The following is a 24,751-nucleotide window of genomic DNA, read 5'->3' as shown; positions in this document are numbered from 1 at the left end:
CGGGGCGGGTCGGTAGCGTGTCGGGCGTGGCTGACATGGCGGGCGCGGCGGGGGACCGGATGCTGGGGTGCCTGTTCGGCGGGGCGGTCGGTGAGGCGCTCGGCCGGCCCGTGGAGGGCCCGTCAACGACTCCAAGGGCTGCGCCGGCACGGTCCGGGCCGCGCCGGGGGGCTTCGGGCACCCCGCCCCGGGTGCCGTCTTCAGCCGGGGGCAGGGCGTCGCGGCCCTCACCCACGGCCACCCGTCCGGCCACCTGCCCGCGGGCGCCCTCGCCGTCGCGGTGTCGGCCCTCGTGCACGGTGCCACCCTCGTTGACGCCCTGGGGCGCGCCATGGCGGAACTGCGCGAGCACCCCGGCCACGAGGAGACGGCCGTAGCGTTGGAGAAGGCGCTGGAGCCGCCGCGCGGCGGCCCGGCGTCCGAGGCGCCCGAGCGGCTGGAGAGCCTCGGCCGCGGCTTCACCGGCCCGGAGGCCCTCGCCATCGCCGTGCGCGCCGCGCTGACGGCCGAGGCCGCGGGCGGGTACCCGCTGGAGATCGTCCCGCGCGGGCTGCTGCTCGCCGTCAACCACTCCGGTGACAGCGACTCCACCGGCGCGATCTGCGGGAACCTGCTCGGCGCCCGGTACGGCTCCCGGGCCGTCCCCGAGCACTGGCGCGCGGGCGTCGAGGCCGCCGGGACGATCGCCGCGCTCGCCGAGGGCGGCGCGGTGGAGTTCGGGCCGAGCCCGCCCGCCGACTCCTACGGCGAGCCTCCGATGGACTGGCACATGCGCTTCTACGGCTGAGCGGCGGCGGAAAACCGCGCGACCGGGCGTAGGGGAGGTGCCTACGATCGCGGCATGGTGCATGAGGTCCGGACGGCGCGGGACGGGGACCTGCCGGGGCTGGCGGAGATCGAGAACTCGGGCGACGCGATGTTCGCCGAGATCGGGATCGTCTTCCCGCCCGGTCCCACGGTGATCGAGCAGGTGGCCGGCAAGGGGGCCGAGATCGTGGTGGCCGGTGACCCGCCGGTCGGTTTCGCGGCCGTAGAGGAGGTCGACGGGGCCGCGCACCTGGAGCAGATCTCGGTGCGCGGCGACCTGGTGGGGCGGGGGATCGGCGTCCTGCTGCTGGAGGAGGTCAAGGCGAGGGCGGCCGCGGCGGGCTCGCCCGGGGTCAGCCTCCTGACCTTCCGGGACGTCCCGTGGAACGGGCCCTGGTACGCCCGGCACGGGTTCGCGGAGCTGCCCGAGGAGCGCTGGGGTCCGGGGATCAGGTCCTACTGGGACGCCGAGATCAGGGAAGGGCTGCACGAGCTGGGGCCGCGCCTCGTCATGTGGGCGCCGCTGGGGCCGCGATCCGGCACCCGTTAAAGATCTACAATGTAAAGGCCGGAACCCGGGACGGCCCCCGGACGTCTGGCCCTTGGGCGTCCGCGCCATGGACGCCGGGTTCGGGGACAGAAGGAGAGCGATGATCAGCCCGGTCGCATGGGTGCGGGGCCGCCTCGGCGAGCGGGGCGCCGCGCTCGCGCTCCTGGCGCTGCTGCTGGCGCTGGCGGTGGTCCCGCTGGTGGTGATGCCGGCGGCGCGGTGCGAGGCCTTCGGCAAGGGGTGCCGCGCTCCGGGCCCCGAGGGCAAGGCGGACCCGGTCGCGGCCACCCGCACGCCCACCCCCCTTGAGGTGGCGACGCGCGGGGCCTACGTGGCGCTGGGGGACTCGTACTCCTCGGGAGTCGGGGCGGAGGCGACCGTGGCCGACCAGAACCCCCTGGACCGGTGCCACCGGACGTCCAAGGCGTACTACCACGAGGTCTCGCAGGCCTTCCGCTTCGCGAAGGGCACCGCGTTCTGGGCGTGCTCCGGCGCCACCACCGACGACGTCCTGGACGGCCGGGGCGGCGAACCACCACAGATCGGCCGCATCGGGCGTGACACCAGCCTGGTCACCATCAGCATCGGCGGCAACGACGTCGGGTTCTCACGGGTGCTCGCCGGCTGCGTCATCAAGCTCCCGTGGGGGAGGGGCTGCACCGGGCAGGGCGAGGAGATCGCCCGCCGCATGGCCGAGCTCCGGCAGAGCCTGCCCGCCCTGCTGTCCAAGATCACCCAGCGGGCGCCGTACGCGCGGGTGGTCGTGATGTCCTACCCGAAGGCGTTCTCGGAGGTCAGCGGCGTGGACGGGGACAACATCACGGTCGCGGACCAGCGCTGGCTGAACGGGCGGGCCTACGAGCTGGGCGGGGTGATCAGGCAGTCGGTGGCGGAGGCCGACGCGCGCAAGGTGGCCGGGCACCGGCCCGGAAGCGTCGAGTTCGTGGACGCCTACGGCGCGTTCGCCGGGCACGAGGTAGGCAGCCGTGACGCCTACATGAACGGCCTGACGGTGAACCTTGCGGCGCTGGAGGCCGAGCCGCGCAGCTACCACCCGACGGTCGCAGGGCAGCAGGCGCTCGCCCGGCTCTTCGTCGACCAGATCAAGAAGGGGCCGGGACGCCCCCTGTCCTGATCGCCGAGGGCGGCGGGGGCCTCCCCGCCGCCCGGATTCCCCCTCGGCCGGTGAGGACCGTCCCGAACGGGCACGACTGTCCAAGGGGTTCTGCGATGCCCATCACGATCGCGCTCGCCGGGGACACGATGCTGGGACGGGGCGTGGCGGAGGAGATCGCCGCGTACGGCCCGCACGGCCTGTTCTCCGAGGGGGTGCGCGAGGTCTTCGGCGAGGCCGACCTCGCCCTGGTGAACCTGGAATGCTGCGTGTCCGACCGAGGGCGGCGGTGGGACCCGGCGGGCAAGCCCTTCCACTTCCGTGCACCGCCGGCCGCGGTCGACGCCCTCGCCGACCTCGGCGTCGACTGCGTGACGCTCGCCAACAACCACGCCCTCGACTACGGGCCGGACGCCCTGGCGGACACGCTCGACGTCCTCCGCCGGGCGGGAATCCGGACGGTCGGCGCGGGAGAGGACCTCGGGCGGGCGCGGGAGCCCGCCGTCGTGGAGGCCGGGGGAGCGCGGGTCGCGGTCCTCGGCGTCACCGACCATCCGGCCGATTTCGCCGCGGCGGAGGACCGTCCGGGCGTGGCCCACGCGGACCTGGAAGGCGGCGTCCCCGGCCACCTGCTGGAGGAGGTCCGGCGGCTCCGCGGCGCGCACGACGCCGTGCTGGTCATGCCGCACTGGGGCCCGAACATGATCCCGGCGCCGCTGCCCTACGTACGGCGCGCGGCGGGGAGCCTGGTGGAGGCGGGCGCGACGCTCGTCGCCGGGAGTTCCGCGCACGTCTTCCACGCCGTGGTGCGGCCGGTGCTCTACGACATGGGCGACTTCATCGACGACTACGCGGTCGACCCCCTGCTGCGCAACGACCTCGGCCTGGTGTTCCTGGTCACGCTGGACGCCGCCGGCCCCTCCCGGATCGAGGCGGTGCCGATCCGGCTCGACTTCTGCCGCACCCGCCTGGCCGGCGGCGCCGACCGCGCCTGGATCGCCGACCGCTTCACCGCGGCCTGCGCCGCCTTCGACACGCCCGTCTCCGTCCGCGACGGACGGCTGGTCGTCGAGCGGCCGTGACGGAACGGACGGCTGCGGCGGATCATCGAGCGGCCCGGACCCGTCCTCGCCGCACGGGAGATGCCTCCGGAGGCGGTCAGCGCAGCGCGGCAGCGACGACCCCGGTCACCGCCCTGCGCACGGCCTCCTCGTCCGGCGGCGCCGCGGCGCGGTCGGCGAACAGCAGGTGGGCCGTGCCGATGAGGGTGGGGGCGAGCAGGTCGACCTCGGCGTCGGGCGCGAGGCGACCGAGGTCGCGCTCGGCCGCGAGGTAGGAGGCGACCAGGTCGACGGCCTCCGTCAGCACCGGGACGCCCGCCGGCCAGGTCTCCCGCAGCCGGGCGCGCAGCTCGTCCCGGAAGGTGATGAGGGGCACGATCGCGACGGCGACCGATCCGAACACCGCCGTGAGCGCGGCGGTGAGGTTGCCGACGACGGTGCCGGCGCCGGCCGCGTCGCGCAGGGCGGCGGTCTCGGAGTCCATCCTGTCGACGCGGTCAAGCACGAACTCGGCGAGGAAGGCGTCGAAGTCGGCGAAGTGCCGGTGCAGGACGCCCTTGGCGCAGCCCGCCTCCGCGGTGACGGCGCGGCTGGTCAGCGCGCTCGCCCCCTCCTTCAGCAGGACGCGCTCGGCGGCGTCGAACAGCTGCCCGCGCACGTCGCGCATGGCGATCCCTGTCGGCACGGCGGATTCTCCTTGACGAGTGGGCATGCGCCCATTCATAGTGGGCGCATGCCCATTGTAGCGACCGACCCTTCCCCCGAGCCGCACCGCGCCCGCCAGGTGGCGGAGTCCTTCGGCACCGATCCCGACCGCTACGACCGCGCCCGGCCCCGCTATCCGGACGCCCTCGTGGAGCGGATCGCCGCCGCCTGCCCGGGGCCCGACGTCCTCGACGTCGGCTGCGGCACCGGCATCGAGGCCCGCCAGTTCCGGGCCGCCGGCTGCACGGTGCTCGGCGTCGAGCCCGACGCGCGGATGGCCGAGTTCGCGCGGCGCGGCGGGCTGGAGGTCGAGGTCGCGACGTTCGAGGCCTGGGACCCGGCGGGCCGGGACTTCGACGCGGTGGTCGCCGGGACGGCCTGGCACTGGGTGGACCCGGTGGCCGGAGCGGCCAAGGCGGCGGAGGTGCTGCGGCCGGGCGGGCGGCTGGCGGCGTTCTGGCACGTGTTCGAGCTCCCGCCCCAGGTGACGGAGGCCCTGGCCGCCGTCTACCGGCGGGTCGTGCCCGACTCCCCGTTCAACGCCGTAGCGAACAGGTCGGCCATGGAGACCTACCAGCTGATGTTCGACAGGGCCGCCGAGGGGATCGAGGCCGCGGGCGGCTTCGGCGAGCCCGAGCAATGGCGGTTCGACTGGGAGCAGACCTACACCCGCGACGAGTGGCTGGACCAGATGCCCACCCACGGCACGCTCACCTGGCTCCAGGACGCCCAGCGGGAGGCGGTGCTGGAAGGCGTCGGGGAGGCCATCGACGCCATCGGCGGCCGCTTCACGATCCCCTACGCCACCGTGGCCGTCACCGCGTCGAAGGCCGCCGGCGCGGCGTGACGGGCCGGGGCCGGTCAGGCCCGCGGCACGGGATCCACTCGGCGCCGGGTGTCGATGCCCGAGGCGTTGCGCGGGTCGCGGCCCGGCAGGTGCACCTCGTATCCGGTCGCGTCCGCGCGGTAGAGGCGCAGCGGGGCGTCGCCGCCGAGGTCGGCGGGCTCGAAGGCCACGGCGCCCGGATCGACCCGGGGGAACGCCTCGGCGCAGCGCTCCGGCAGCTCCTCGTCGGGCACGGCGGAGGCCGCGGCGTCGATGTAGACGGCGCGGCCCCGCCCGATCTCCGCCGAGGAGTCGTAGATGACGATGGCGACCTCCGGGCGGGCGGCGATGTTGCCCGAGTGCCGCGAATCCGGAGAGGAGACCCAGTAGAACGTCCGGTAGCCGGCGTGCGTGAAGTACACCGGTGAAAGGCGCGGCCGGTGATCGGCTTCGCTCGTCCCCAGGGTCATGTACAGGTTCCCGTCGATGACGGTCCGCGCCAACTCGTCCAAATCCTCTGGCAGGCTCATGTGAGTGAGTGTGGCGGGTGGGTCCGACACCGCGCCTACGAAGGAAGGAGTCCCATGACCGAGCCGATCGGGGATTCCGGCATCGCCATCAGGGCCATGCGGCCGGACGACGCCGAGCGGGTGTTGGCGATCTACCAGGAGGGCCTGGACGGCGGTCAGGCCAGCTTCGAGACCAGGGCCCCGACCTGGTCGGAGTTCGACGCGGCCAAGCTGGAGCGCCACCGGTACGTGGCCGCCGACGCGGCCCCCTCGGGTGAGGCCCTCGGCTGGATCGCCGCCGTCGCCGTCTCCGACCGCTGCTGCTACAGCGGGGTGGTCGAGCACAGCGTCTACGTCAGCCCCCGCGCGCAGGGCCGGGGCGTGGGCGCCGCGCTCCTGGCCGCCTTCATCGCCTCCACCGAGGAGGACGGCATCTGGACGGTCCAGTCCGGCATCTTCCCCGAGAACACCGCCAGCCTGCGGCTGCACGCCAAGGCCGGGTTCCGCACCGTGGGCGTGCGCGAGCGCCTCGGCCGCCTCCACGGCCGCTGGCGCGACGTCGTCCTCATCGAACGCCGCAGCCCCCTCGTGGTGTAGCGGCCACCTGGCGGTTCTCGCCCGCCCACCGGAGTGGTCAACCGGCCGGACGGCCGAACCGTACCGCCACGCCCGGCGAGTACAGCACGCTCGCCGGCTCCCCGAGCGGTCCCGGCAGACCCGCCGCCGCCACGAGGTTCTCCTCGCAGCGCAGGAGCGACGCCCGGTGCAGCGGCCACCGCGGATGGACGTTCGGCAGGAACGCGACACGTCCGAGAAAGGCGTTGTGCAGGCCCCAGCGGGCGGTCAGGAAGTGCTCCAGATCCGAGGGCTCCTCCACCCGCTCGCCGATCCGCACGGTGATCCGGCTGTAGGCGCCGCGCGGGCCCGGCCAGCGTCGCGAACCGGCATAGCTGATCACGTCGCCCCGGGCCCGGATGGCCATGCGCGACCACTGGTACGGCAGTCCGAGCCCCGCCCGCGCGATCAGCACAGGGAGCAGGCGAGAGGCGTCCAGCGAGCGGAAGACCACACCGCGCCGGCCCTGCGCGTCCACCGAGTACAGCCGGACGTTGGTCTCCGGGAACGTCCCGAAGTGCGGGACGCCGGGGAGCCGGAACCACCCGACCCGGTGCATCCAGAACGCGATAAGCCCGACATACGTGGCCCCATGCAGCGTGTCCGGAACGACGCCCTTCGGCAGTAGCGGCGCCACCCGTCGCGGGTCCACGCGCCAGTGGACGAACGCCAGGTCACGCCACGACTGCGTGACCCACGGCCTGGGGACCACGCCGGGTGGATCGGCCGCGATGGGCAGGGGAACGGGCACGGCCCCATCGTCCCACACTGTTGATCATGTCCAAGGTCAGGCCGTTCCCGAGGCCCGGGACGGGAGCACGGAACGGGCGACGGCCTCGCGTTCGGCCGCTTCGCGGTCGGCGGCCTCCCGTTCGGCGGCGGCGCGCTCGTCGTAGGCGGCGCGGGCGGCGGCGATGGCGTTCTGGTGCTCCTCGGTCCACACGACCAGCGCGCGGATGGTGCTGTGCAGAGTCGCGCCCATGGGCGTCAACCGGTAGTCCACGCGCGGCGGGACGGTCGCGTGCACCGTGCGGCTGACCAGGCCGTCGCGTTCCAGATGCCGCAGCGTGCGGGTCAGCATCCGCTGGCTGACGCCGTCGATCGCGCGGCGCAGCTCGGTGAAGCGCAGGCTCCGCTTGTCGAGCAGCGCGATCACCAGGAGTGACCACTTGTCGGCGACGCGGTCGAGGATCTGCCGCACCTCGCAGTCGGCGCGCTGGTCCCACTGGAGAACGTCGTCGTCGATGCCGGTATCCGCGCAGTAACCGAGGGACTCGGAAGTGCCGTCTTCCATGCTCACGGATGGTGCCAGACGATGTTGCCGGTTACAAGAGGGAACCGGCAGTCACCAGGGGAACCGCCCCGCCCGGTTCCCCCGTCGAAGGAGAGCCGGGCGACGATGTCCGATTCGAACGAGCGAATGAGCGGGCGCGCATGGGGCGTCCTGATGGTGCTGTGCGGCGCGATCTTCCTGGAGGGGATCGACGTCGCGATGCTGAACATCGCGCTGCCCTCGATCCGCGCCGACCTGGGCCTGTCCACCGGGATGCTCAGCGGCGTGGTGAGCGCGTACGTGCTCGGGTACGGGGGGTTCATGCTGCTGGGCGGCCGGGCCGCCGACCTGCTGGGGCACCGGCGGATGTTCGTCCTGTGGCTGTCGGTCTTCCTGGTCTTCTCCGGCGTCGGCGGGTTCGCCACCGGGGGCTGGATGCTGCTGGCCGCTCGCTTTCTCACGGGCGTCGCGGCCGCGTTCATGGCGCCCGCCGGTCTGGCGCTGGTCACCTCCACCTTCCCCGAGGGGCCGGCGCGCACCCGGGCGCTGGGCGTGTACGCGGGGACGGCGTCGGGCGGGTTCCTGCTGGGCCTGGTGGCGGGCGGCGTGCTCGCGTCCTTCGGCTGGCGGTGGGTGTTCTTCGCGCCGGTCATCATGGCGGCCCTGATCCTGGTCGCGGCGCTGGCCCTCCTCCCCGACGCGGGCGCGGTGCGGCGGCCGGGGGGTTTCGACGTCGCGGGGGCGCTGGCCGTCACGGGGGCGATGCTGCTGCTGGCGTACGGAGTGGTCCGGCTGGAGGACCTCGCCGCGGGTGCCGGCCTGACCGCCGCCGTGTTCGCCGGGGGCCTGGCGCTGCTCGGGCTGTTCGTCGCGATCGAGCGGCGGTCGAGGTCGCCGCTGGTGCGGCTCGGCATCCTGCGGACGGCCCCGCTGGTGCGCGTGAACGTGGCCGCGCTGCTGTTCCTGAGCGCGTTCGCGGGCTTCCAGTTCCTGGCCACGCTGTACTTCCAGGAGGTGCGCGGCTGGAGCACGCTGCGGACCGGCCTCGCCATGCTGGTGATCGCCATCGACACGGTGCTCGCGCCCACGCTGACGCCCCGCCTCGTGGAGCGCTTCGGCAACACCCGCGTGCTGTTCGCCGGGATGCTGCTCGCGGCGGCCGCCTACGCGCTGTTCCTGCCCGTCGGGGCGGACTGGACCTACGCCGCCATGCTGCCGTCGCTGGTCGTGCTCGGCCTCGCCTTCGCGCTGGCGTACGGGCCGCTGACGATGGCGGCGACCGAGGGCGTCCGGGAGGACGAGCACGGCGTGGCGGGCGGCCTGCTGTACACCTCCATCCAGTTCGGGACGGCGCTCGGGCTGTCGGCCGTCACCGCCGTCAGCGTCGCCGCCGGAACGGGCCTGGACGCGCTGCGCACCGCCCTCGTCGTCCCGGTCGCGGCGGCGGCGCTGGGCGCGGTCGTGATCGCGTTCGGCCTCCGCACGCCCCCGGCCCCGGAGGCCGCCCCGGACGGGGGCCCGCTCGCCGAACCCGCCAAGACCACCGTCTGAGCTGGAAGGAGACGCCAGTGGCCACGAAGGTGAAGTCGTTCGCAGAGATCCAGGGGCAGTTCGACGCCTACATCGGCGACATCGTGTACGCGACCATGACCACCGTCGACGCGAAGGGACGGCCCCGCGCACGCGTGCTCATCCCCGTCTGGGAGCCCCGTGACGGCGGCCCGCTGGGCTGGCTCGCCACCCACAGGACGCCCGTGAAGGCCGCGCATCTGGCCGGCAACCCGCACACCACGTTCTCCTACTGGACGCCGAGGCAGAACGCGGTGAGCATCGACGCCGTAGCCGCCTGGGCCGACGACCTCGGGACCAAGCGCCGCGTCTGGGACCTCTACCGGCGGACGAGCCCGAAGGGCGCCGGGTACGACCTGGGCCGGTTCTGGCGCGGCGGGCCTGAGGACCCGGAACTGCACGTCCTGCGGCTGGAGCCCTGGCGCGTCCAGGTGATCAGGGGGACCGACCTGCGCAGCACGATCTGGTACGCCGGAGGGAAACGCTGACCGGCTCGGCGAACGCGGCTCCCCGGCCCTGCCGCCGCTGTGGTGATCCCAGCGGGGGCAGGGCTTCGGGGGCTCCGCTCGTCGCAGGTCCAGGGGCGGGCGGTCTACTCCTCGCCGGTGATGCCGTTGAGGCGCTCCACGGCGTTCGCGAAGTCCTCGACCATGTCGTAGACGACCTGGCGGGCGGGCTTGACGGTGTTCATCAGGCCGACGCACTGGCCGACGAAGTAGTTCGCGAGCGCGCGGGCGCCCGGGTTGCCGGACTCGGCCACCTTGGTGATCTGCCGCATGGCGCCCTCCGCGACGATCATCTGGAGCGGCATGCCGAGCGGGCCGGGGCTGGCGGGGCCCTCCCACTCCTCCGTCCAGGCGGAGCGCAGCTGGCGGGCGGGCTTGCCGGTCCGCGACCGCGACCGGATCGTGTCGCGGGACGTGGCGGCGAGCATCTTCTCCTTCACCGCCGGGGGCGTCTCGGCCTCCTCGGTGGTGAGCCACACCGAGCCGCACCACACGCCGGACGCGCCGAGCGCGAGCGAGGCGGCCATCTGGCGCCCGGTGGCGATCCCGCCCGCGGCGAGGACGGGAATCGGCGCGACCGTGTCGACGACCTCGGGGACGAGCACCATCGTGGAGATCTCCCCGGTGTGCCCGCCCGCCTCCCCGCCCTGCGCGACGATGAGGTCGACCCCGGCGGCGACCTGGCGGCGCGCGTGCTCGGAGGTCCCGACCAGCGCGGCCACGGGGATGCCCGCCGCCTTCGCCTTCTCCACCATCAGCGGCGGCGGGGTGCCGAGGGCGCTGGCGATGAGGCCGATCGGATGGGCGAGCGACACGTCGATCAGCTCCGTCGCGCCCTCCTTGGTGACCCCGCCGCCGCGCGCGTCGGACCGCCTGGCCTTCTCGAAGTCGGGCAGCGGGACGTCGTACTTGGCGAACAGGCCGGTGAGGAACGTCCAGTGCTCGTCGGGGACGGCGGCGAGCAGGGCGTCCATCCCCGCGCCGCCCTCCGCCGCCTTGTCGATCTTGCCGGGGACGAGCACGTCGACGCCGTAGGGGCGCCCGTTCACGTGCTCGTCGATCCAGCGCAGCTCCTCCTCGAGCCGGTCCGGGGTGTACGCGACGGCGCCGAGGACGCCGAACCCGCCGGCGTTGGTGACGGCGGCGACCACGTCGCGGCAGTGGCTGAAGGCGAGCAGCGGGAACTCGATACCGAACCGTGCGCAGACCTCGGTGTTCATGCCCCGACGCTAATGGACCGAACGCCATTCGGTCTAGGGCGGTCGGGCGCCCCGATCCTTGAGACGGCCGAGGAAGCCGCTCCCGGCCTCGGGACGCGACGTGTCATTCGGCGGGGCGGAAGAGGACGAACGACTCGCCCTCGTCCGGATGCTCGAACACCGCGCGCAGCGGGAGCCCCTCGCGCAGGTCCGCGCGGGTCACGCCGTCCAGGCGGGTGTGCAGCCACGGTCCCTCGGCCAGCTCGACCAGCGCCAGGAAGACGGGCTGCTCCTTGGGCAGGATCGTCCAGGTCACCAGGGTCGCCGCGCCGCTCGCCTCGGCCCAGGCGAGGTTCTCCTCGCCGCAGCCGGGGCAGCTGCTCGCGTCCGGCGCGAACCAGCGGTCGCACGCCTCGCAGCGCTGGACGACGAGCCGGTCGGACGCGGCGCCGTCGAAGAACGGGTCGGTCCGGCCGTCGCGGCGCAGGATGCCGATGTCCACCGGCTAGGCCCCCTTCTCGTGCGGGCTGACGATCAGCGTGGAGTGGTGGTCGAGGATCCCGCCGTTCCCGCTGACCAGGATCACGTCGGTGGACGGCGCCTGCCGCTCCCCGCCGTCCCCCCGCGCCTGGATCACGGCCTCCGACAGCGGCGTCATGCCCCACATGTAGTACGCCGACAGCTGCCCGCCGCCGGTGTTGGTCGGCAGCGACCCGCCGGGCGCGAGCGCGCCGGACGCGGCGAACGCGCCGCCCTCGCCTTTGGCGCAGAACCCGTAGTCCTCCAGCGTCACGAGGACGGTGTAGGTGTAGCAGTCGTACAGCTCGCACACGTCGACGTCGGCCGTGGTGACGCCGGCCATCTTCATCGCGGCCGCGCCGGACGCCGCGGCGCCCGTCGTCAGGCCGTAGTCGCTGCCGAGCTCCTTGCGGTGCCCCGGGTGGCCCTGCCCCCAGCCCCACACGTGCACGGGCGGCCGGGCGAGGTCGCGGGCGCGGTCGTCGCTCGTCACGATGACGGCGATCGCGCCGTTGGAAACCAGGCAGCAGTCCAGCAGGTGGAGAGGCTCCGACACCCAGCGGGAGGCCTGGTGGTCCTCGATGGTGATCGGTTCGCGCATCTGCGCCCGGGGGTTGCCGGACGCCCAGGCGCGGGTCGCGACGGCGATCGCGCCGAGCTGCTCGCTGGTCGTCCCGTAGCGGGCCATGTGCCGCTGGGCGGCGAGGGCGTAGTGGGAGTTCACGCTGCGCAGGCCGAGCGCCGCCGTCATCCCCCCGAACCCGTACCATTCGCGGGCGTCGCGGTTGTAGGCCGAGCCCGCCGACTGCTTCGGCTTCAGCGGCGCGTCCGCGAACACGCAGGCGACCGTGGTCGCCGATCCGTTCAGTACCGACATCGCCGCGTACGACACCATCGCCCCGGCGGTCGCCCCGTAGGAGTTGACCAGCGCCAGCAGCCGCAGGTCGCGCAGGCCGAGGGTGTCGGCCAGCTCGATCCCGGGCGAGCCGCCCATGCCGTGGCTGACCAGCAGGCCGTCCAGGTCGCCGAGCTCCAGGCCCGCGTCGGCGGCGGCCAGCCGCACCGCGTCGGCCGCGAGCCGCCGGGGGCTGCGCCCGTACACCCTGCCGAGCTCGGTCATCCCGAGCCCCACGATCGAAGTGCCCATCGCCTCGCTCTCCTCGTCCGTGCCCGTTCACGGTACAGAATCGCATTCGGTAGACGTCCGGCGGGGTGATCAGCGGCCCCGGAACGCGCTCCGGTACGCCAGCGGCGAGGCCCCCACCCGCCGGGAGAAGTGGGCCCGCAGCGTCACCGGCGAGCCGAACCCCGCCTCGGCCGCGACCCGCTCGACCGGCAGGTCCGTGCTCTCCAGGAGCTGCTGCGCCCGGTGGACGCGGGCGCGCGACAGCCACTGCTGCGGCGTCGTCCCCGTCTGGTCGCGGAACCGCCGCGTCAGGGTCCGCACGCTGACGGACGCGTGCCGCGCGATGTCGTCCAGCGTCAGCGGGCGGTGCAGGTTCGCCTCCAGCCATGCCAGGAGCGGCTGGAGGGCGGCCCGCGCGTCCGGCGGGTCGTCGTGGCGGATGAACTGGGCCTGGCCGCCGTCCCGCTGCGGCGGCATGATGATGCGCCGCGCGGTCCGCGCGGCCGTCGCGGAGCCGTGGTCGCGGCGGACCATGTGCAGGCAGAGGTCGATGCCGGCGGCCACCCCGGCGGACGTGAGGACCTGGCCGCCGTCCACGTACAGCACCGACGGGTCCAGGTCGACGCCGGGGAAGCGCCGGGCCAGCTCGTCGGCGAACCGCCAGTGCGTCGTCGCCCGGCGTCCGTCCAGCAGCCCGGCGGCGGCGAGGACGAACGCGCCGACGCAGATCGACGCGATACGGGCGCCCCGGGTCGCCGCGTCGCGCAGCGCGTCCAGCACCGCGGCGGGCGGCTCGGACCGGACGTCATCGTGCCCCGGCACAACGATCGTGTCGGCCGCGGCCAGCGCGTCGAGCCCGAAGGGCGCCTCGACCCGGATCCGGCCGAGCACGGCGGACGTCTCCACCCCGCCCGGCGGCGCGCACACCCGCGTCTCGTAGAGCGGAACGTCCTCCGACGTGGTCGTCACCCCGAACACCTGGCCCGGGACGGCCAGATCGAACGCGACCACCCCGTCCAGCGCCAGCACCGCCACCACATGCATGGCCAGAACGTAGCGCATCCCGGCATTCCGGCCACTGGCCGCCTCCGGACCGGCCGGCGGACGATCGAGGACGACCTGCCGACCGAGGAGTCCCGATGACCGATGCCTTCGCCGAGTTCTCCCTCCCTGACACCGACCTTGCCCGAGAGGCGTACGACCTGGTGTTCGCCGCGGAGACGGTGGCGCTCGCCAACCACAGCGTCCGCACCTACCTGTTCGGCCGTGCGCTGGGGGAGGGCCGCGGCCTCCGCCCTGCCGACGGCTACGACGACGAGGTGCTGTTCCTGGCGAGCGTCCTGCACGACCTGGGCCTGACCGAGCGGGGCGACGGCGGCCAGCGCTTCGAGGTGGACGGCGCGGACGCCGCCGCCGAGTTCGTGAGCGGGCGCGGCCTGGACGACGCGCGAACGCGTCTCGTTTGGGAGGCGATCGCGCTGCACAGCAGCACCGGCATCGCCCACCGGATGCGGCCCGAGATCGCCCTCACCCACGCCGGGACCAGCGTCGACATCACCGGCCAGGGCGCCGGGGCCCTCCCCGAAGGCCTCGCCGACCGGGTCCACGCCGCCTTCCCGCGACTGGAGCGGGACTGCGGCCTCGCCCTGCCCGTCCTCGAACAGATCGCAAGGAACCCGGCCAAGGCGCCCTTCGGCACGCTGCCCGCCGAGATCGCCCGCCAGCACGGCATCGGCCCCGCGGTCCCCGCCTGGGGCGACCTCATGGCGGCGGCCTGGCCCGGCGTCGCCTGACACGGGGTCGTCTGACGCGGGGTCGCCTGACACGGCGTCGCCTGGCACGGGGCCGGGGCACCCGCCGGAACGAGAGTCGCCCGCGTCCCCGGGGCGACGGGGACGCGGGCGACGCGCGGGGACGCGGGTCCCCGGTCCGGTCAGGAGGCGAGGACGGCCTGCAGGAAGTCGCGGGTGCGCTGCTCGGACGGCTCGCCGAAGATCTGGTCCGGGGGTCCCTCCTCGACGATCTGGCCCTGGTCGAACATCAGGACCCGGTCGGAGATGTCCTTGGCGAAGGCCATCTCGTGGGTGACGCAGAGCATGGTCAGGTCGCTCTGCCGGGCGATGTCGCGCAGCAGGTCCTGGACGCCGACGACCAGCTCGGGGTCGAGCGCCGAGGTGACCTCGTCCAGCAGCAGCACCCTCGGCTGCATGGCGAGCGCCCGCGCGATCGCCACCCGCTGCTGCTGGCCGCCCGACAGCTGGGTGGGGTGCGCGCTCTCCTTGTCCGAAAGGCCGACCATGTCCAGCAGGCCGCGGGCGCGCTCGACCGCCTCGTCCTTGGACACCCCGAGCACGCGCACCGGCCCCTCGGTGAGGTTGCGCAGCACGTTCATGTTCGGGAACAGGTTGAACTGCTGGAACACCATGCCGACCTGCTTGCGCATCTCGTGCAGGTGCTTCTGGTTCGCCGGGACGCGCTTGCCGCCGCGGTCCATGTGCCACAGCGTCTCGTCGCCGATCCAGATCAGGCCCTCGTCGAGGGTCTCCAGGGTCATCAGCAGCCGCAGGATCGTGGTCTTGCCGGACCCGCTCGGCCCGATGAGCGTCACCCGCTCGCCGGGCGCGACGGTGAAGTCCAGCTCGCGGAGCACGACGTTGGAGCCGAACCGCTTGACCACCTTCTCGAAGCGGATGCCCGGCGCCTCGCCGCGCGGCAGCGCGGCGGACGGCTCGGCCTCCGCGACGGCGCCCTCGCGCGTGGAGACGCCCGCGCCGGCGTCCGCCTCCTGGGCGGAGGGGGCCTGCGCGGCGGCGTCCGAGGACGGGCGGTCCGCCACGCCCCCGGAGTCGATTTCGTCGGTGTTAGTTGGTGGCATAACGCCTCTCCAAGCGGCGGACGAGTATCGAGGATATGACGCTGACCACGACGAACAACAGACCGACCATGGTGATCGGCTCCAGGAACTGCAGGGTCCTGGACCCGACCTGGTAGGCCGAGAACAGCAGCTCCGCGACGTTGATCGCCAGCAGCATCGGCGAGTCCTTGAACATCGCGATCAGGTAGTTGCCGAGCGTCGGGATCACCCGCCGGATCGCCTGCGGCAGGACCACGTCCAGCCACACCCGCGAGCGCGGCAGGTTCAGCGCGGTGCACGCCTCCCACTGCCCCTTGGGGACGTCGGCGATCCCGGCCCGGTACACCTCGGCCGTGTAGGTCGAGTAGTGGATCCCGAGCGTGATGGTGCCCGCGGTGAGGGACCCGATGGTGATGCCCCACGCGGGCAGCACGAAGAACACGAAGTACAGCTGCGGGATCAGCGGCGTGGACCGGATGAACTCGGTGATCCACCGGATCACCTGGTTGAAGACCCGGCTCGGCGAGCGGCGCAGCAGCGTCCACACCAGGCCGAGGACCAGGGCGATCACGTAGCCGAGCAGCGTCGCGACCAGCGTGTAGCGCAGCCCGTCCAGCAGGTCGGGCAGGATCTCGCCGGAGTAGTGCCAGTCCCAGCTCATCAGGCGCTCACCCCCGCCCCGGGCGCGCCGGCGGAGATGGTCCCGAGGGACGGCTCAGCCGGCAGCCTGCGGCCCAGCATCCGGTCCACGCGCCGCTCGGCGTAGCGGACGAACAGCTGCAGGACCTGTGCGATCACGAAGTACAGGACGAGCACGACCGTGAACGCGGCGACGGTCTGGCCGGTGCTGCCCTGGATGTTCTTGGAGACGCGGGTCAGGTCGACCAGGCCGACCAGGGACACGATGGCCGTGCCCTTCATCAGCTCGATGATCAGGTTGCCGAACGGGGGCAGCATCAGCGCGAACGCCTGCGGCAGCAGCACGCGCCGCATCCGCTGGAACGGCGTGAAGTTCAGCGCGACCGTCGCCTCGTACTGGGCCTTGGGGACGGCGTTGATCGAACCGCGCACCACCTCGGCGCCGTAGGCGCCGACGTTCAGGCCGAGCGCCATCACCGCCGCGAACAGCGTGGTGAACCGGAGGCCGATCAGGGGGAGGGCGTAGAAGAACCAGTACAGCAGCACCAGGGTGGCGTTGCCGCGGAAGAACTCCACGTACACGCGGTTGAGGCCGCGCACCCCCGCGTGGCGCGACGTGCCCGCCATCCCGAAGACCAGGGCGAGCACCAGCGCCAGCGCGCCGCCGAGGAGGGTGAGCCTGATGGTGACCCACGCCCCGTCCAGCCACTGTGGATAGCTGTCGAGGACCTCGGACACGGGTCAGCCCTGGCAGAACTTGGCGGCGGTGTCGTCCGGGCCGGGCATCTCCGCCTGGGTGAAGCCGAACGGCTGCAGGACCGGCAGCAGCTTGTTGCCCTGCTGGAGCTTGGCGAGCTCGCCGTTCCAGGCGTTCAGCAGGTCCGAGTCGGCCTTGCGGAACGCGAACGCGCCCGCGCCGAGCTGCTCCTTGCCGTCGATGACGGGGGTGAACGCGTCGGTGACCTCGAAGCCCTCGCCCTTGTGCTTGGTCAGCAGGTCGGCCAGGGAGATGCGGGTCAGCCAGATGCAGTCGATGCGCCCGGCCTTCAGGCCCTCGTAGGCGCTCGCCTGGTCGGCGAAGGTCTTGATGTCGCCCTTCTTGACGCCCGTCTTCTCGGCGTACCCGGCCTCGACCGCGCCGGTGAGCACGCCGACCTTGACGCCCTTCTTGCCGGGGTCCTCGGCGGCCTTGAGGCCCTTGGGGTTGCCCTCCTTCACCATGAAGGCGCTCTTGGCGACGTACTCGGGGTTGGCGAACGCGGCCGAGGCGCACCGCTCCGGCGTGATGAACATGCCGGCGGCGATCGCGTCGAACCGCTTGGCGTTGAGCCCGCCGATGAGGCCGCCGAAGTCGACCTGGACGCCCTTGATCTCGTCGATGCCGAGGTTCTTGAAGATGGCGCGGGCGAGCTCGGGGGCCTCGCCGGTCAGCTTCCCGGACTTGTCGGTGTAGCCGTAGGGGGCCTCGTTCGCGAACCCGACCGTGATCACGCCGGAGTCCTTGGCCTTCTGCAGCGTGCCGCCGCCGGCCTTCTCCTGCTCCGGATCCGTCGTGGAGCAGCCCGCCGCCGCGAGGGGCGCCGCGGCGGACAGCAGCACGGCGGTGCGGAGGAAGTCTCGTCTCGAGGAAGTCATCGTTGAACTCCTGGTAGGTGTGCTCCGCGCCCGCAAGGAGGCCGAAAGGCCCCTTTACGGGCGCGGGAGCGGGGGTCGGGTTATCGAATTGTTAGGCTCAGACGCCGGTGGTGCCCTCCGCCGGCGTGCCTCCCGGGGCGCTCTCGGCCCCGACGGGAGTGAAGTCGCGGGCGCCGATGAAGGAGGGCCGCGGCGCGGGCGCCGAGAACGGCTCGACGCACGTGTTCTCCACGCTGTTGAACACGATGAACACGTTGGAGCGCGGGAACGGGGTGATGTTCCCGTTCGAGCCGTGCATGCAGTTGCAGTCGAACATGGTCGCAGAGCCCGCCGGGCCCGTGAACAGCTCGATCCCGTGCTTGTCGGCCAGGATCGACAGGCTGTTGGGGTCGGGCGTACCGATCTCCTGCCCGCGCAGGGACTCCTTGTAGTGGTCGTCCGGGGTCTCCCCGACGCAGGCCACGAAGGTCTTGTGCGAGCCAGGCATGATCATTAGCCCGCCATTGTGCACGAAATTCTCGGTGAGCGCGATGGAGATGCTCACCGCGCGCATCCGGGGCATGCCGTCCTCCGCGTGCCAGGTCTCGAAGTCCGAGTGCCAGTAGAAGTCCTTGCCTGTGAAACCTGGCTTGTAGTTGACCCGACTCTGGTGCACGTAAACCTCGGAGCCGAGGATCTGCCTGGCCCGGTCGACGACCCGGGGGTCGCGGACGAGCTCGGCGAACACGTCGCTGATCTTGTGCACCTCGAAGATGGAGCGGACCTCGTCCGAGCCGCGCTCGGTGACCGTGCGCTCGTCGGCCAGGATCTGCGGGTCGGCCGACAGGCGGCGCAGCTCGGCGCGGTAGTCCTCCACCTCCTCCGGCGCGATCAGCTGGTCGACCGACAGGAAACCGTTCGCTTCGAAGGACTCCAGGGTGGCGCCGTCGATGGGGCCGTCCTCCGGCGCGCCGTAGACGACCGGGTCCTGGCGGTACAGCAGCGCGGCCTCGGCGGCCTTCCGGGTGGGGTAGGCGTCGTCGATGGTCGGATGGGACTCGATGATGCTCATGCGTCCTCCTCGGTCAGCAGCGGGTACACGCCGTTCTCGTCATGGACCTCCCGGCCGGTGCAGGGCGGGTTGAACACGCAGACGGTCCGCACGTCGGTGTGTGCGCGCAGCGTGTGGTGCTCGTGGCCGTCGAGCAGGTACATCACGCCCGGCTCGATCTTGTGCTTCTCGCCCGTCTCGTCGTTGGTCAGCTCGCCCTGGCCCTCGACGCAGTACACGGCCTCGATGTGGTTGGCGTACCACATCTTCGTCTCGGTCCCCGCGTACAGGATCGTCTCGTGCAGCGAGAACCCGACGCCCTCTTTGGCCAGCACGAAGCGGCGGCTGCACCAGGTCGGCGCCTGCACGTCGCGCTCCGTGCCGATGATCTCCCCGAGGGAACGAACGATCATTGAGACTCCTTTGCTCTGTCGGTGCCGGCCGGCTCAGGCGGTGACCTTCTGGCGGACGGCCTCCACCGAGTCGGCGATGATCTCCAGGCCGGTGGCCAGCTCGGACTCCGTGGTGGTCAGCGGCGGCAGCAGCTTGACGACCTCGCCCTCGGGACCGGAGGTCTCCATGAGCAGCCCGCGGGCGAACGCCTCGCCGCACACCTTCGGCGCGGTCTCCGGGTCCTTCATCACCAGGCCCCACGCCAGGCCGCGGCCGCGGACGGAGTCGACGTCGCCGGCGTGCGCGATGGCGATCTCGTTCAGCGCCGCCTGGACCTGCTGGCCCTTGGCGAGGGTCTGCTTCTCGAAGTCGTCGCCGGTCCAGTAGTCCTCCAGCGCGCCGACGGCGGTGACGAACGCGGGGTTGAAGCCGCGGAAGGTGCCGTTGTGCTCTCCCGGGTCCCACACGTCCAGCTCGCGCTTCATCAGCGTGATGGCGAAGGGCAGCCCGTAGCCGCTGAGGGACTTGGACAGGCAGACGATGTCCGGGGTGATCCCCGCCTCCTCGAAGCTGAAGAACGGCCCGGTGCGGCCGCACCCCATCTGCACGTCGTCGACGATGAGGAGGATGTCGTGCCGGCGGCACAGGTCCTGCAGGCCGCGCAGCCACTCGGCGGTGGCCACGTTGATGCCGCCCTCGCCCTGCACGGTCTCCACGATGACGGCGGCGGGCTTGTCGAGGCCGCTGCCGCTGTCGTCCAGCATCGTCTCGAACAGCAGGAAGTCGGGCGTCCGGCCGTCGAGGTAGTTGTCGTAGGGCATCGCGACGCCGTGCCCGAGCGGCACGCCCGCGCCGGTGCGCTTCATCGAATTGCCGGTCACAGCGAGCGCGCCCAGCGTCATCCCGTGAAAGGCGTTGGTGAAGCTGACGACGGTCTCGCGGCCGGTGTACTTGCGCGCCAGTTTCAGCGCGGCCTCGACCGAGTTGTTGCCCGCGGGACCGGGGAACTGGACCTTGTAGTCGAGGCCGCGGGGCTTCAGGACGTACTCGTTGAAGCGTTCCAGGAACTCCCGCTTGGCCGAGGTGTACATGTCGAGGCCGTGGACCACGGAGTCGCCGGCGAGGTAATCCAGCAGCCGCTGTTTCAGCTGCGGGTTGTTGTGCCCGTAGTTGAGCGTCCCGGCCCCGGCGAAGAAATCGAGGTAGGCCTTGCCGTTCTCGTCGATCATGTGGCTGCCCTGTGCCGTGGTGAACACCGTGGGCCAGCTTCTGCAGTAGCCGCGGACTTCCGATTCCAGGCGGTCGAAGACGTCCATGTCTGCCTCCAGGCAGTGTCGGAGAGGAGCGGGTGGGGGGCGTGGTGAGGGGGTCAGTTCGCGGCGGTGACCGGGCCGATCCTGAAGAGCACCTCGGGCTCGTGTCCCCCCTCGGGGAAGTGCTCCGCGGCGAACAGCGGGCTGCGGGCGAGCTCGCACCCGCGGGCCCTGGCGAAGGATTCGAACATCGCGGTGGAGGCGGCGTTGTCCGGTGTGACCGTGGCCTCCATGAACCGGTGCCCCCTCGGGGCGAGCCGGTCGGCCAGGTGGTCGAGCATGCGGCGGGCGAGGCCCATGCCTCGGTGGTCGCGGTCGACCGCGACCTGCCACACGAAGAACGTGTCCGGACGGGACGGGCGGACGTAGCCGGTGATGAAGCCGCAGGGGCCCGCGTCGTCGCGCGCGACGACCGAGGTGTCCGCGAAATCGCGGCACCAGAGCGCGTAGCTGTACGGCGAGTTGACGTCCAGGACCTTTGAGTCCCGGGCGAGCCGCCAAAGCGCGGGTCCATCGGCGAGGCTCGGCTCCTGGAGTAGCACTTCCGCGTTCGTCTCGTTCTTCTCGGGGCGTCGGGTCGGTGATTCCAGGGGTTGCGCTGCCATGTCCAGGCAACTTAGCGAATCTCGCGCGATGATCGCAGAGGATTGTTATCGGCGAGATGTTTAGCCTCGCCTACTACTGGGTATGATTAAATGCTTTCCCAATTCGGGTGCAATTTCCGCGGTCTTGATGCGGGCCGCGATCCGCGTTTCCCCGTGATACGCAGGCGGTACTGCCGGATGCGCCGGAGATGTTGCGAGCATGCTTCCTGAATGCAACCTTAACGTTTCGGCGCGGCGCCGGGAGCGCCGTTTTATATCGGTTATGTGAGGTAAGTCACATTGATCGGGTGTCAACGGGGCCGGTGCGGCGGGCGTCACTTCGCATCGCCGGAGGTCGAGCCGCGCGCGGGCGAAGTGTGGCGGGTGTGGGCCAAGGCACTCCCCGAGGCCCTGTGGGCTTACCTTCAAGCGCCAGGTGCTCTACCCGTAGGGTAAGACCTGCCTGACCATTAGGACAGCGAATGTGGGTTTCGGTCCGCTTCGAGGGCGGCCGGGGCCCGGCGGGAAGACCGGGCCCCGGTTTACTTGCGGACGTCCGGAATCGCCGTAACGGTGTGACCGGTTCAGATCCGGCCTCGCACCGGCCGATAGCGCCACGCTATCACGCGGTCACAACGAGTGATCACCTCTCGGCGAAGCGGTCGGTCGCCTCGATCAGATGGTGCAGGATCCCCGGCTCGCTGTAGGCGTGCCCCGCGTCGTCGACGATGTGGAAGTCGGCCTCGGGCCATGCGCGGTGCAGGTCCCACGCCGTCGCCACCGGCGTGCACACGTCGTAGCGCCCCTGCACGATCACGGCCGGGATGTGGCGGATCTTGTCCACGTCCCGGATCAGCTGGTCCTCCTCGAAGAACCCCCCGTTGGTGAAGTAGTGGTTCTCGATGCGGGCGAACGCCACCGCGTACTCGGGCTCGCCGAAACCGCCGGCCAGCTCCGGGTCCGGCCGCAGCGTGATCGTGGAGCCCTCCCACGTCGCCCACGCCTTCGCGGCCGCGATCCGCACCTGCGGGTCCGGCGAGTCGAGCCGCTCGCGGAACGCCGAGATGAGGTCCTCGCGCTCGTCCTCGGGGATCGGCTCGACGTACTTCTCCCACAGGTCGGGGAACAGCAGCGACGCCCCCTCCTGGTAGAACCAGTACAGCTCGAACGGCCGCAGGGTGAAGATGCCGCGCAGCACCAGCTCGCTCACCCGGTCGGGGTGCGTCTGCGCGTACGCCAGCGACAGCGCGCTGCCCCAGCTGCCGCCGAACACCAGCCAGCGCTCGATGCCGAGGTGCTCGCGGAGCCGCTCCATGTCGGCGACCAGGTTCCAGGTGGTGTTGGCCTCCAGCGAGACCTCCGGGTCCTTCGCGTGCGGCAGGCTGCGGCCGCAGTTGCGCTGGTCGAACAGGACGATCCGGTAGGCCTCCGGGTCGAACTGCCGGCGGTGCGCCGGGCCGCACCCCGCGCCCGGCCCGCCGTGCAGCATCACCGCGGGCTTGCCGTCGGGGTTTCCGCAGACCTCCCAGTAGATACGGTTTCCGTCGCCGACGTCGAGCAGCCCGGAGTCATGCGGCTCGATCGGCGGGTACAGCGTGCGAAGCTCCATGGAGCGCGATTGTCCCACCCGGACCGCACGGCGGGCGGATGTGACCCACCGCACCCCGCGGACGGGTCCCACGGGGGGTGATCAGGCGTTCGGCGTGCGCGAACACCGGGCGGATGTCGGCAGGGCAAACCCCAAACTGGGCAAACGTTCCGCTGGTCGGGACTAGAGTGCCTCTAGTGAGCGAAGCGAGGAGCCACAGGGCCGGCAGCGGAGCGAACGAGATGTGCACAACGACCCCCGCGAACGCGGCCGCGCGCCGCCGGGCGAGGAGACACGTGAGCGAAATGACGGGCCGTCGGGCCGGTAACGCTGCGAGCAGGGCGAACGGCGTGCCGCCGGTCGGTCCGCTCCCGTCCGGGAGGCGAGGAGACCGGTGAGCGAGCTGAACGGATCCGGCGGTTCCCGGGGCGTCCCCGAGGGGGCGGCCCCCTGGCCCGCCATGGGACGCGACCCGGGCGGCGCGCAGCATGCGCTGCCGTCCCCCCAGCAGCCGATCCAGATGTCCAAGCCCGGCCAGCCGGGCCAGCCCGCGCAGCAGGGCCGGCACGGGCAGACGGGGGAGATGGTGCGCCCCGACGTCGAGCAGACCGAGGCGCAGCCCTGGGACATCGTCGAGCGGCTCCGCCAGATGGCCGACCTCATCGGCGACGCGCTCGCCGCCGGTGAGCGCAAGGTCAACGAGGCGCAGACCGAGACCGCCTCGCAGGTGGCGGCCGTCCAGCAGGAGAAGGAGTCGGCGCAGCGCGATGCGGCCGCCGCCTGGGGCGAGGTGCAGCGCGCCCGCGGCCAGGCCGAGCAGGCCGACCGCCGCGCCGTCGAGGCCGAGCGCCGCCTCTCCGAGGCCCAGAACGAGACCGCTTCGCAGGTCGCGGCCGTCCAGGCGGAGAAGGAGTCGGCGCAGCGCGACGCGGCCGCCGCCTGGGGCGAGGTGCAGCGCGCCCGGGGGCAGGCCGAGCAGGCGGAACGCCGCGCCGTTGAGGCCGAGCGCCAGGTCGCCGACGCCGAGCGCCGTGCCTCCGAGGTCCAGAACGAGGCCGTCACGCAGATCGCGGCGCTCCAGACCGAGAAGGAGAACGCCCAGCGCGACGCGGCCGCCGCCTGGAACCAGGCCCAGCAGGGCCGCGCCCAGGCCGACCAGGCCCGCGGCCAGGCCGAGCAGGCGCGCGTCCAGGCCGACCAGGCCCGCGCGCAGGCCGAGCAGACCCGCGCGCAGATGGAGCAGTTGCAGGCGCAGGTCGAGCAGGCCGAGCGCCGTGTCGCCGAGGCCGAGGCGACCGTCCGGCAGGCGATCCAGCAGCGCGACGCCATGAGCGAGGCCCGCGACGACGCCCTGCGCGCCGTCGAGGACGCCGTCGGCGGCCGCCGCTCCGCCGAGGCCGAGCGCGACCGCGTCGCCGAGCAGGCCGGGGAGCTGTCCCGCGCGCTGGAGACCGCGCACGGCGAGCTGTCGGCGCTGCGTGCCAAGGTCACCGACGCCGAGATGACCGCGCAGAACCTCCAGCACGCCGTCGTCGCCGCGGGCAAGGAGGCCGACGAGTCCCGGCGCCGCGCCGAGGTCGCCGAGCGCCGCGCCCAGGAGAACGAGCGCCGCGCGCAGGAGGCCGAGCGCAGGGTCCAGGACGCCGAGCGCCGCGCCCAGGAGGCCGCCGGACGCGCCGACGTCGCCGAAGGCGAGCGGCAGCAGGCCCTCGACACGGCCGCCCAGTCCCTGGAGGCCGCCAAGAAGGCCGAGCGTGAGCGCGACGGCAGCGCCAAGGCGCGCGAGTCGGCCGAACGCGCCCGGGAGGCCGCCGTCCAGGCACAGGCGCGCGCCGAGTCCGAGCTCACCCTGGCCCGCGGTCGCGCCGACCAGGCCGGACGCGAGCGCGACCAGACCGTCGCCGCGATGCGGCAACTGGCCGCCGAGCGCGACGCCGTAGCCGAGAAGCTCGCCGAGCGCGACCAGTGGGTCGACCAGCTGGCGCAGGCCGTCACCGAGCAGCGCGCGCAGATCGCCGAACTGTCCCAGGAACGCGACGCCGCCCGCCAGGCCGCCGACCAGGCCCGCTCCCTGATCGACGAGCTGACCAGGCAACTCCGCACCATCATGCCCACAGCCGCCACCCCCCGCCTGTAAGCCGCAGCCCAGCCACCGGACGCGACAACCGCCAAGCGCCGCCTCGACGGCAACGATCGCGTCCGGTGGGGACGTCTTAAGCCACCGCCGCGACCGAGAACGACCTTCAGGGCGACGGATCGCGCCCGGAGGCCAGCCCGGCAGGGCTGGCGGAGACCGCGACGGCAACGCCACAACGACGAGACAACCTCCGCCAACG

General features: G+C 72.5%; 26 protein-coding genes and 1 pseudogene. 10 read left to right on the top strand and 17 right to left on the bottom strand.

Annotated elements, in window-relative coordinates; genetic code table 11:
• Window positions 1-115: 115 nt before the first annotated feature.
• The 4 genes and pseudogenes from FKD65_RS08565 to FKD65_RS08550 form a co-directional block, all read left to right on the top strand.
• Window positions 116-787 (top strand): annotated as a pseudogene (locus FKD65_RS08565) (ADP-ribosylglycohydrolase family protein); the annotation flags it as partial.
• Window positions 788-841: 54 nt separating this feature from the next.
• Window positions 842-1,357, top strand: a complete 516-nt coding sequence (locus tag FKD65_RS08560) for a GNAT family N-acetyltransferase (protein WP_141576956.1) — start codon at window positions 842-844, stop codon at window positions 1,355-1,357.
• A 100-nt stretch (window positions 1,358-1,457) separates the two neighbouring features.
• Window positions 1,458-2,492, top strand: a complete 1,035-nt coding sequence (locus FKD65_RS08555; RefSeq protein WP_141576955.1) for an SGNH/GDSL hydrolase family protein — start codon at window positions 1,458-1,460, stop codon at window positions 2,490-2,492.
• A 95-nt stretch (window positions 2,493-2,587) separates the two neighbouring features.
• Entirely contained in the window at window positions 2,588-3,553 is a 966-nt protein-coding gene (locus tag FKD65_RS08550) for a CapA family protein (protein WP_141576954.1), read from the top strand.
• A gap of 76 nt (window positions 3,554-3,629) precedes the next feature.
• Here the strand turns inward: FKD65_RS08550 and FKD65_RS08545 are convergent, their stop codons facing one another.
• Window positions 3,630-4,217 carry a TetR/AcrR family transcriptional regulator gene (locus tag FKD65_RS08545; RefSeq protein WP_141576953.1) on the bottom strand — a complete coding sequence of 196 codons (588 nt, stop codon included), beginning with the start codon at window positions 4,215-4,217 and terminating at the stop codon, window positions 3,630-3,632.
• A 48-nt stretch (window positions 4,218-4,265) separates the two neighbouring features.
• On the opposite strand from FKD65_RS08545, the gene FKD65_RS08540 reads away from it, so the two are divergent.
• Window positions 4,266-5,084, top strand: a complete 819-nt coding sequence (locus tag FKD65_RS08540) for a class I SAM-dependent methyltransferase (protein WP_141576952.1) — start codon at window positions 4,266-4,268, stop codon at window positions 5,082-5,084.
• Between the two features lie 14 nt (window positions 5,085-5,098).
• Here FKD65_RS08540 and FKD65_RS08535 read toward each other — a convergent pair whose 3' ends face one another.
• Window positions 5,099-5,593: a pyridoxamine 5'-phosphate oxidase family protein gene (locus FKD65_RS08535; RefSeq protein ID WP_141576951.1), complete on the bottom strand. Its 495-nt coding sequence runs from the start codon at window positions 5,591-5,593 to the stop codon at window positions 5,099-5,101.
• 54 nt (window positions 5,594-5,647) lie between these two features.
• On the opposite strand from FKD65_RS08535, the gene FKD65_RS08530 reads away from it, so the two are divergent.
• Complete coding sequence (locus tag FKD65_RS08530; RefSeq protein ID WP_141576950.1) at window positions 5,648-6,169, top strand: GNAT family N-acetyltransferase; 522 nt, start codon at window positions 5,648-5,650, stop codon at window positions 6,167-6,169.
• 37 nt (window positions 6,170-6,206) lie between these two features.
• Here the strand turns inward: FKD65_RS08530 and FKD65_RS08525 are convergent, their stop codons facing one another.
• A complete protein-coding gene (locus tag FKD65_RS08525; protein WP_141576949.1) occupies window positions 6,207-6,938 on the bottom strand; it encodes a YqjF family protein in 732 nt (243 codons plus the stop codon).
• Between the two features lie 36 nt (window positions 6,939-6,974).
• Window positions 6,975-7,481, bottom strand: a complete 507-nt coding sequence (locus tag FKD65_RS08520) for a helix-turn-helix domain-containing protein (protein WP_141576948.1) — start codon at window positions 7,479-7,481, stop codon at window positions 6,975-6,977.
• 105 nt (window positions 7,482-7,586) lie between these two features.
• Between FKD65_RS08520 and FKD65_RS08515 the strand changes: the two genes are divergently transcribed.
• On the top strand, window positions 7,587-9,011 hold the full coding sequence (locus FKD65_RS08515; protein WP_205718607.1) for an MFS transporter: 1,425 nt from the start codon (window positions 7,587-7,589) through the stop codon (window positions 9,009-9,011).
• Window positions 9,012-9,028: 17 nt separating this feature from the next.
• The gene (locus FKD65_RS08510; protein ID WP_141576947.1) at window positions 9,029-9,517 is read left to right on the top strand and encodes a pyridoxamine 5'-phosphate oxidase family protein; all 489 of its coding nucleotides are present in this window, start codon (window positions 9,029-9,031) and stop codon (window positions 9,515-9,517) included.
• 104 nt (window positions 9,518-9,621) lie between these two features.
• Here the strand turns inward: FKD65_RS08510 and FKD65_RS08505 are convergent, their stop codons facing one another.
• The 4 genes from FKD65_RS08505 to FKD65_RS08490 all read right to left on the bottom strand — a co-directional run bounded on the left by FKD65_RS08505 (window position 9,622) and on the right by FKD65_RS08490 (window position 13,441).
• On the bottom strand, window positions 9,622-10,755 hold the full coding sequence (locus FKD65_RS08505; RefSeq protein ID WP_141576946.1) for a nitronate monooxygenase family protein: 1,134 nt from the start codon (window positions 10,753-10,755) through the stop codon (window positions 9,622-9,624).
• 103 nt (window positions 10,756-10,858) lie between these two features.
• The gene (locus FKD65_RS08500) at window positions 10,859-11,236 is read right to left on the bottom strand and encodes a Zn-ribbon domain-containing OB-fold protein (protein ID WP_141576945.1); all 378 of its coding nucleotides are present in this window, start codon (window positions 11,234-11,236) and stop codon (window positions 10,859-10,861) included.
• Window positions 11,237-11,239: 3 nt separating this feature from the next.
• A complete protein-coding gene (locus FKD65_RS08495; protein WP_141576944.1) occupies window positions 11,240-12,400 on the bottom strand; it encodes a thiolase family protein in 1,161 nt (386 codons plus the stop codon).
• A gap of 69 nt (window positions 12,401-12,469) precedes the next feature.
• The gene (locus FKD65_RS08490) at window positions 12,470-13,441 is read right to left on the bottom strand and encodes a GlxA family transcriptional regulator (RefSeq protein ID WP_240810032.1); all 972 of its coding nucleotides are present in this window, start codon (window positions 13,439-13,441) and stop codon (window positions 12,470-12,472) included.
• Between the two features lie 77 nt (window positions 13,442-13,518).
• Here FKD65_RS08490 and FKD65_RS08485 point away from each other — a divergent pair, with 77 nt between their 5' ends.
• Entirely contained in the window at window positions 13,519-14,172 is a 654-nt protein-coding gene (locus FKD65_RS08485; RefSeq protein WP_141576943.1) for an HD domain-containing protein, read from the top strand.
• Between the two features lie 140 nt (window positions 14,173-14,312).
• Here the strand turns inward: FKD65_RS08485 and ehuA are convergent, their stop codons facing one another.
• The 9 genes from ehuA to pip all read right to left on the bottom strand — a co-directional run bounded on the left by ehuA (window position 14,313) and on the right by pip (window position 22,436).
• Window positions 14,313-15,254, bottom strand: coding sequence for an ectoine/hydroxyectoine ABC transporter ATP-binding protein EhuA (gene ehuA, locus FKD65_RS08480; RefSeq protein ID WP_205718606.1), 942 nt, complete (start codon window positions 15,252-15,254; stop codon window positions 14,313-14,315).
• Window positions 15,241-15,894 (bottom strand): ectoine/hydroxyectoine ABC transporter permease subunit EhuD, encoded by a 654-nt coding sequence (gene ehuD / locus FKD65_RS08475; protein WP_205718605.1) that lies wholly within the window; start codon window positions 15,892-15,894, stop codon window positions 15,241-15,243. The genes ehuA and ehuD overlap by 14 nt, the downstream gene beginning before the upstream one ends.
• Window positions 15,894-16,610, bottom strand: coding sequence for an ectoine/hydroxyectoine ABC transporter permease subunit EhuC (gene ehuC / locus FKD65_RS08470; RefSeq protein ID WP_141576941.1), 717 nt, complete (start codon window positions 16,608-16,610; stop codon window positions 15,894-15,896). The genes ehuD and ehuC overlap by 1 nt, the downstream gene beginning before the upstream one ends.
• Window positions 16,611-16,613: 3 nt before the next feature.
• Window positions 16,614-17,507: an ectoine/hydroxyectoine ABC transporter substrate-binding protein EhuB gene (gene ehuB, locus FKD65_RS08465; RefSeq protein WP_141576940.1), complete on the bottom strand. Its 894-nt coding sequence runs from the start codon at window positions 17,505-17,507 to the stop codon at window positions 16,614-16,616.
• A gap of 97 nt (window positions 17,508-17,604) precedes the next feature.
• A complete protein-coding gene (gene thpD / locus FKD65_RS08460; RefSeq protein ID WP_141576939.1) occupies window positions 17,605-18,558 on the bottom strand; it encodes an ectoine hydroxylase in 954 nt (317 codons plus the stop codon).
• A complete protein-coding gene (locus FKD65_RS08455; RefSeq protein WP_089312209.1) occupies window positions 18,555-18,950 on the bottom strand; it encodes an ectoine synthase in 396 nt (131 codons plus the stop codon). The genes thpD and FKD65_RS08455 overlap by 4 nt, the downstream gene beginning before the upstream one ends.
• Window positions 18,951-18,983: 33 nt before the next feature.
• Window positions 18,984-20,246, bottom strand: coding sequence for a diaminobutyrate--2-oxoglutarate transaminase (ectB, locus tag FKD65_RS08450; RefSeq protein WP_141576938.1), 1,263 nt, complete (start codon window positions 20,244-20,246; stop codon window positions 18,984-18,986).
• A gap of 53 nt (window positions 20,247-20,299) precedes the next feature.
• A complete protein-coding gene (gene ectA, locus FKD65_RS08445; protein WP_141576937.1) occupies window positions 20,300-20,848 on the bottom strand; it encodes a diaminobutyrate acetyltransferase in 549 nt (182 codons plus the stop codon).
• A 622-nt stretch (window positions 20,849-21,470) separates the two neighbouring features.
• Window positions 21,471-22,436 (bottom strand): prolyl aminopeptidase, encoded by a 966-nt coding sequence (gene pip, locus FKD65_RS08440; protein ID WP_141576936.1) that lies wholly within the window; start codon window positions 22,434-22,436, stop codon window positions 21,471-21,473.
• A gap of 373 nt (window positions 22,437-22,809) precedes the next feature.
• On the opposite strand from pip, the gene FKD65_RS08435 reads away from it, so the two are divergent.
• Window positions 22,810-24,552 carry a hypothetical protein gene (locus tag FKD65_RS08435; protein WP_141576935.1) on the top strand — a complete coding sequence of 581 codons (1,743 nt, stop codon included), beginning with the start codon at window positions 22,810-22,812 and terminating at the stop codon, window positions 24,550-24,552.
• Window positions 24,553-24,751: the final 199 nt, after the last annotated feature.

This window comes from Actinomadura sp. WMMA1423 (assembly GCF_006547145.1).
Taxonomy (GTDB): domain Bacteria; phylum Actinomycetota; class Actinomycetes; order Streptosporangiales; family Streptosporangiaceae; genus Spirillospora.
Note: the sequence above shows the minus strand (reverse complement) of the source record. Positions and strands in the feature narration are given on the sequence as shown.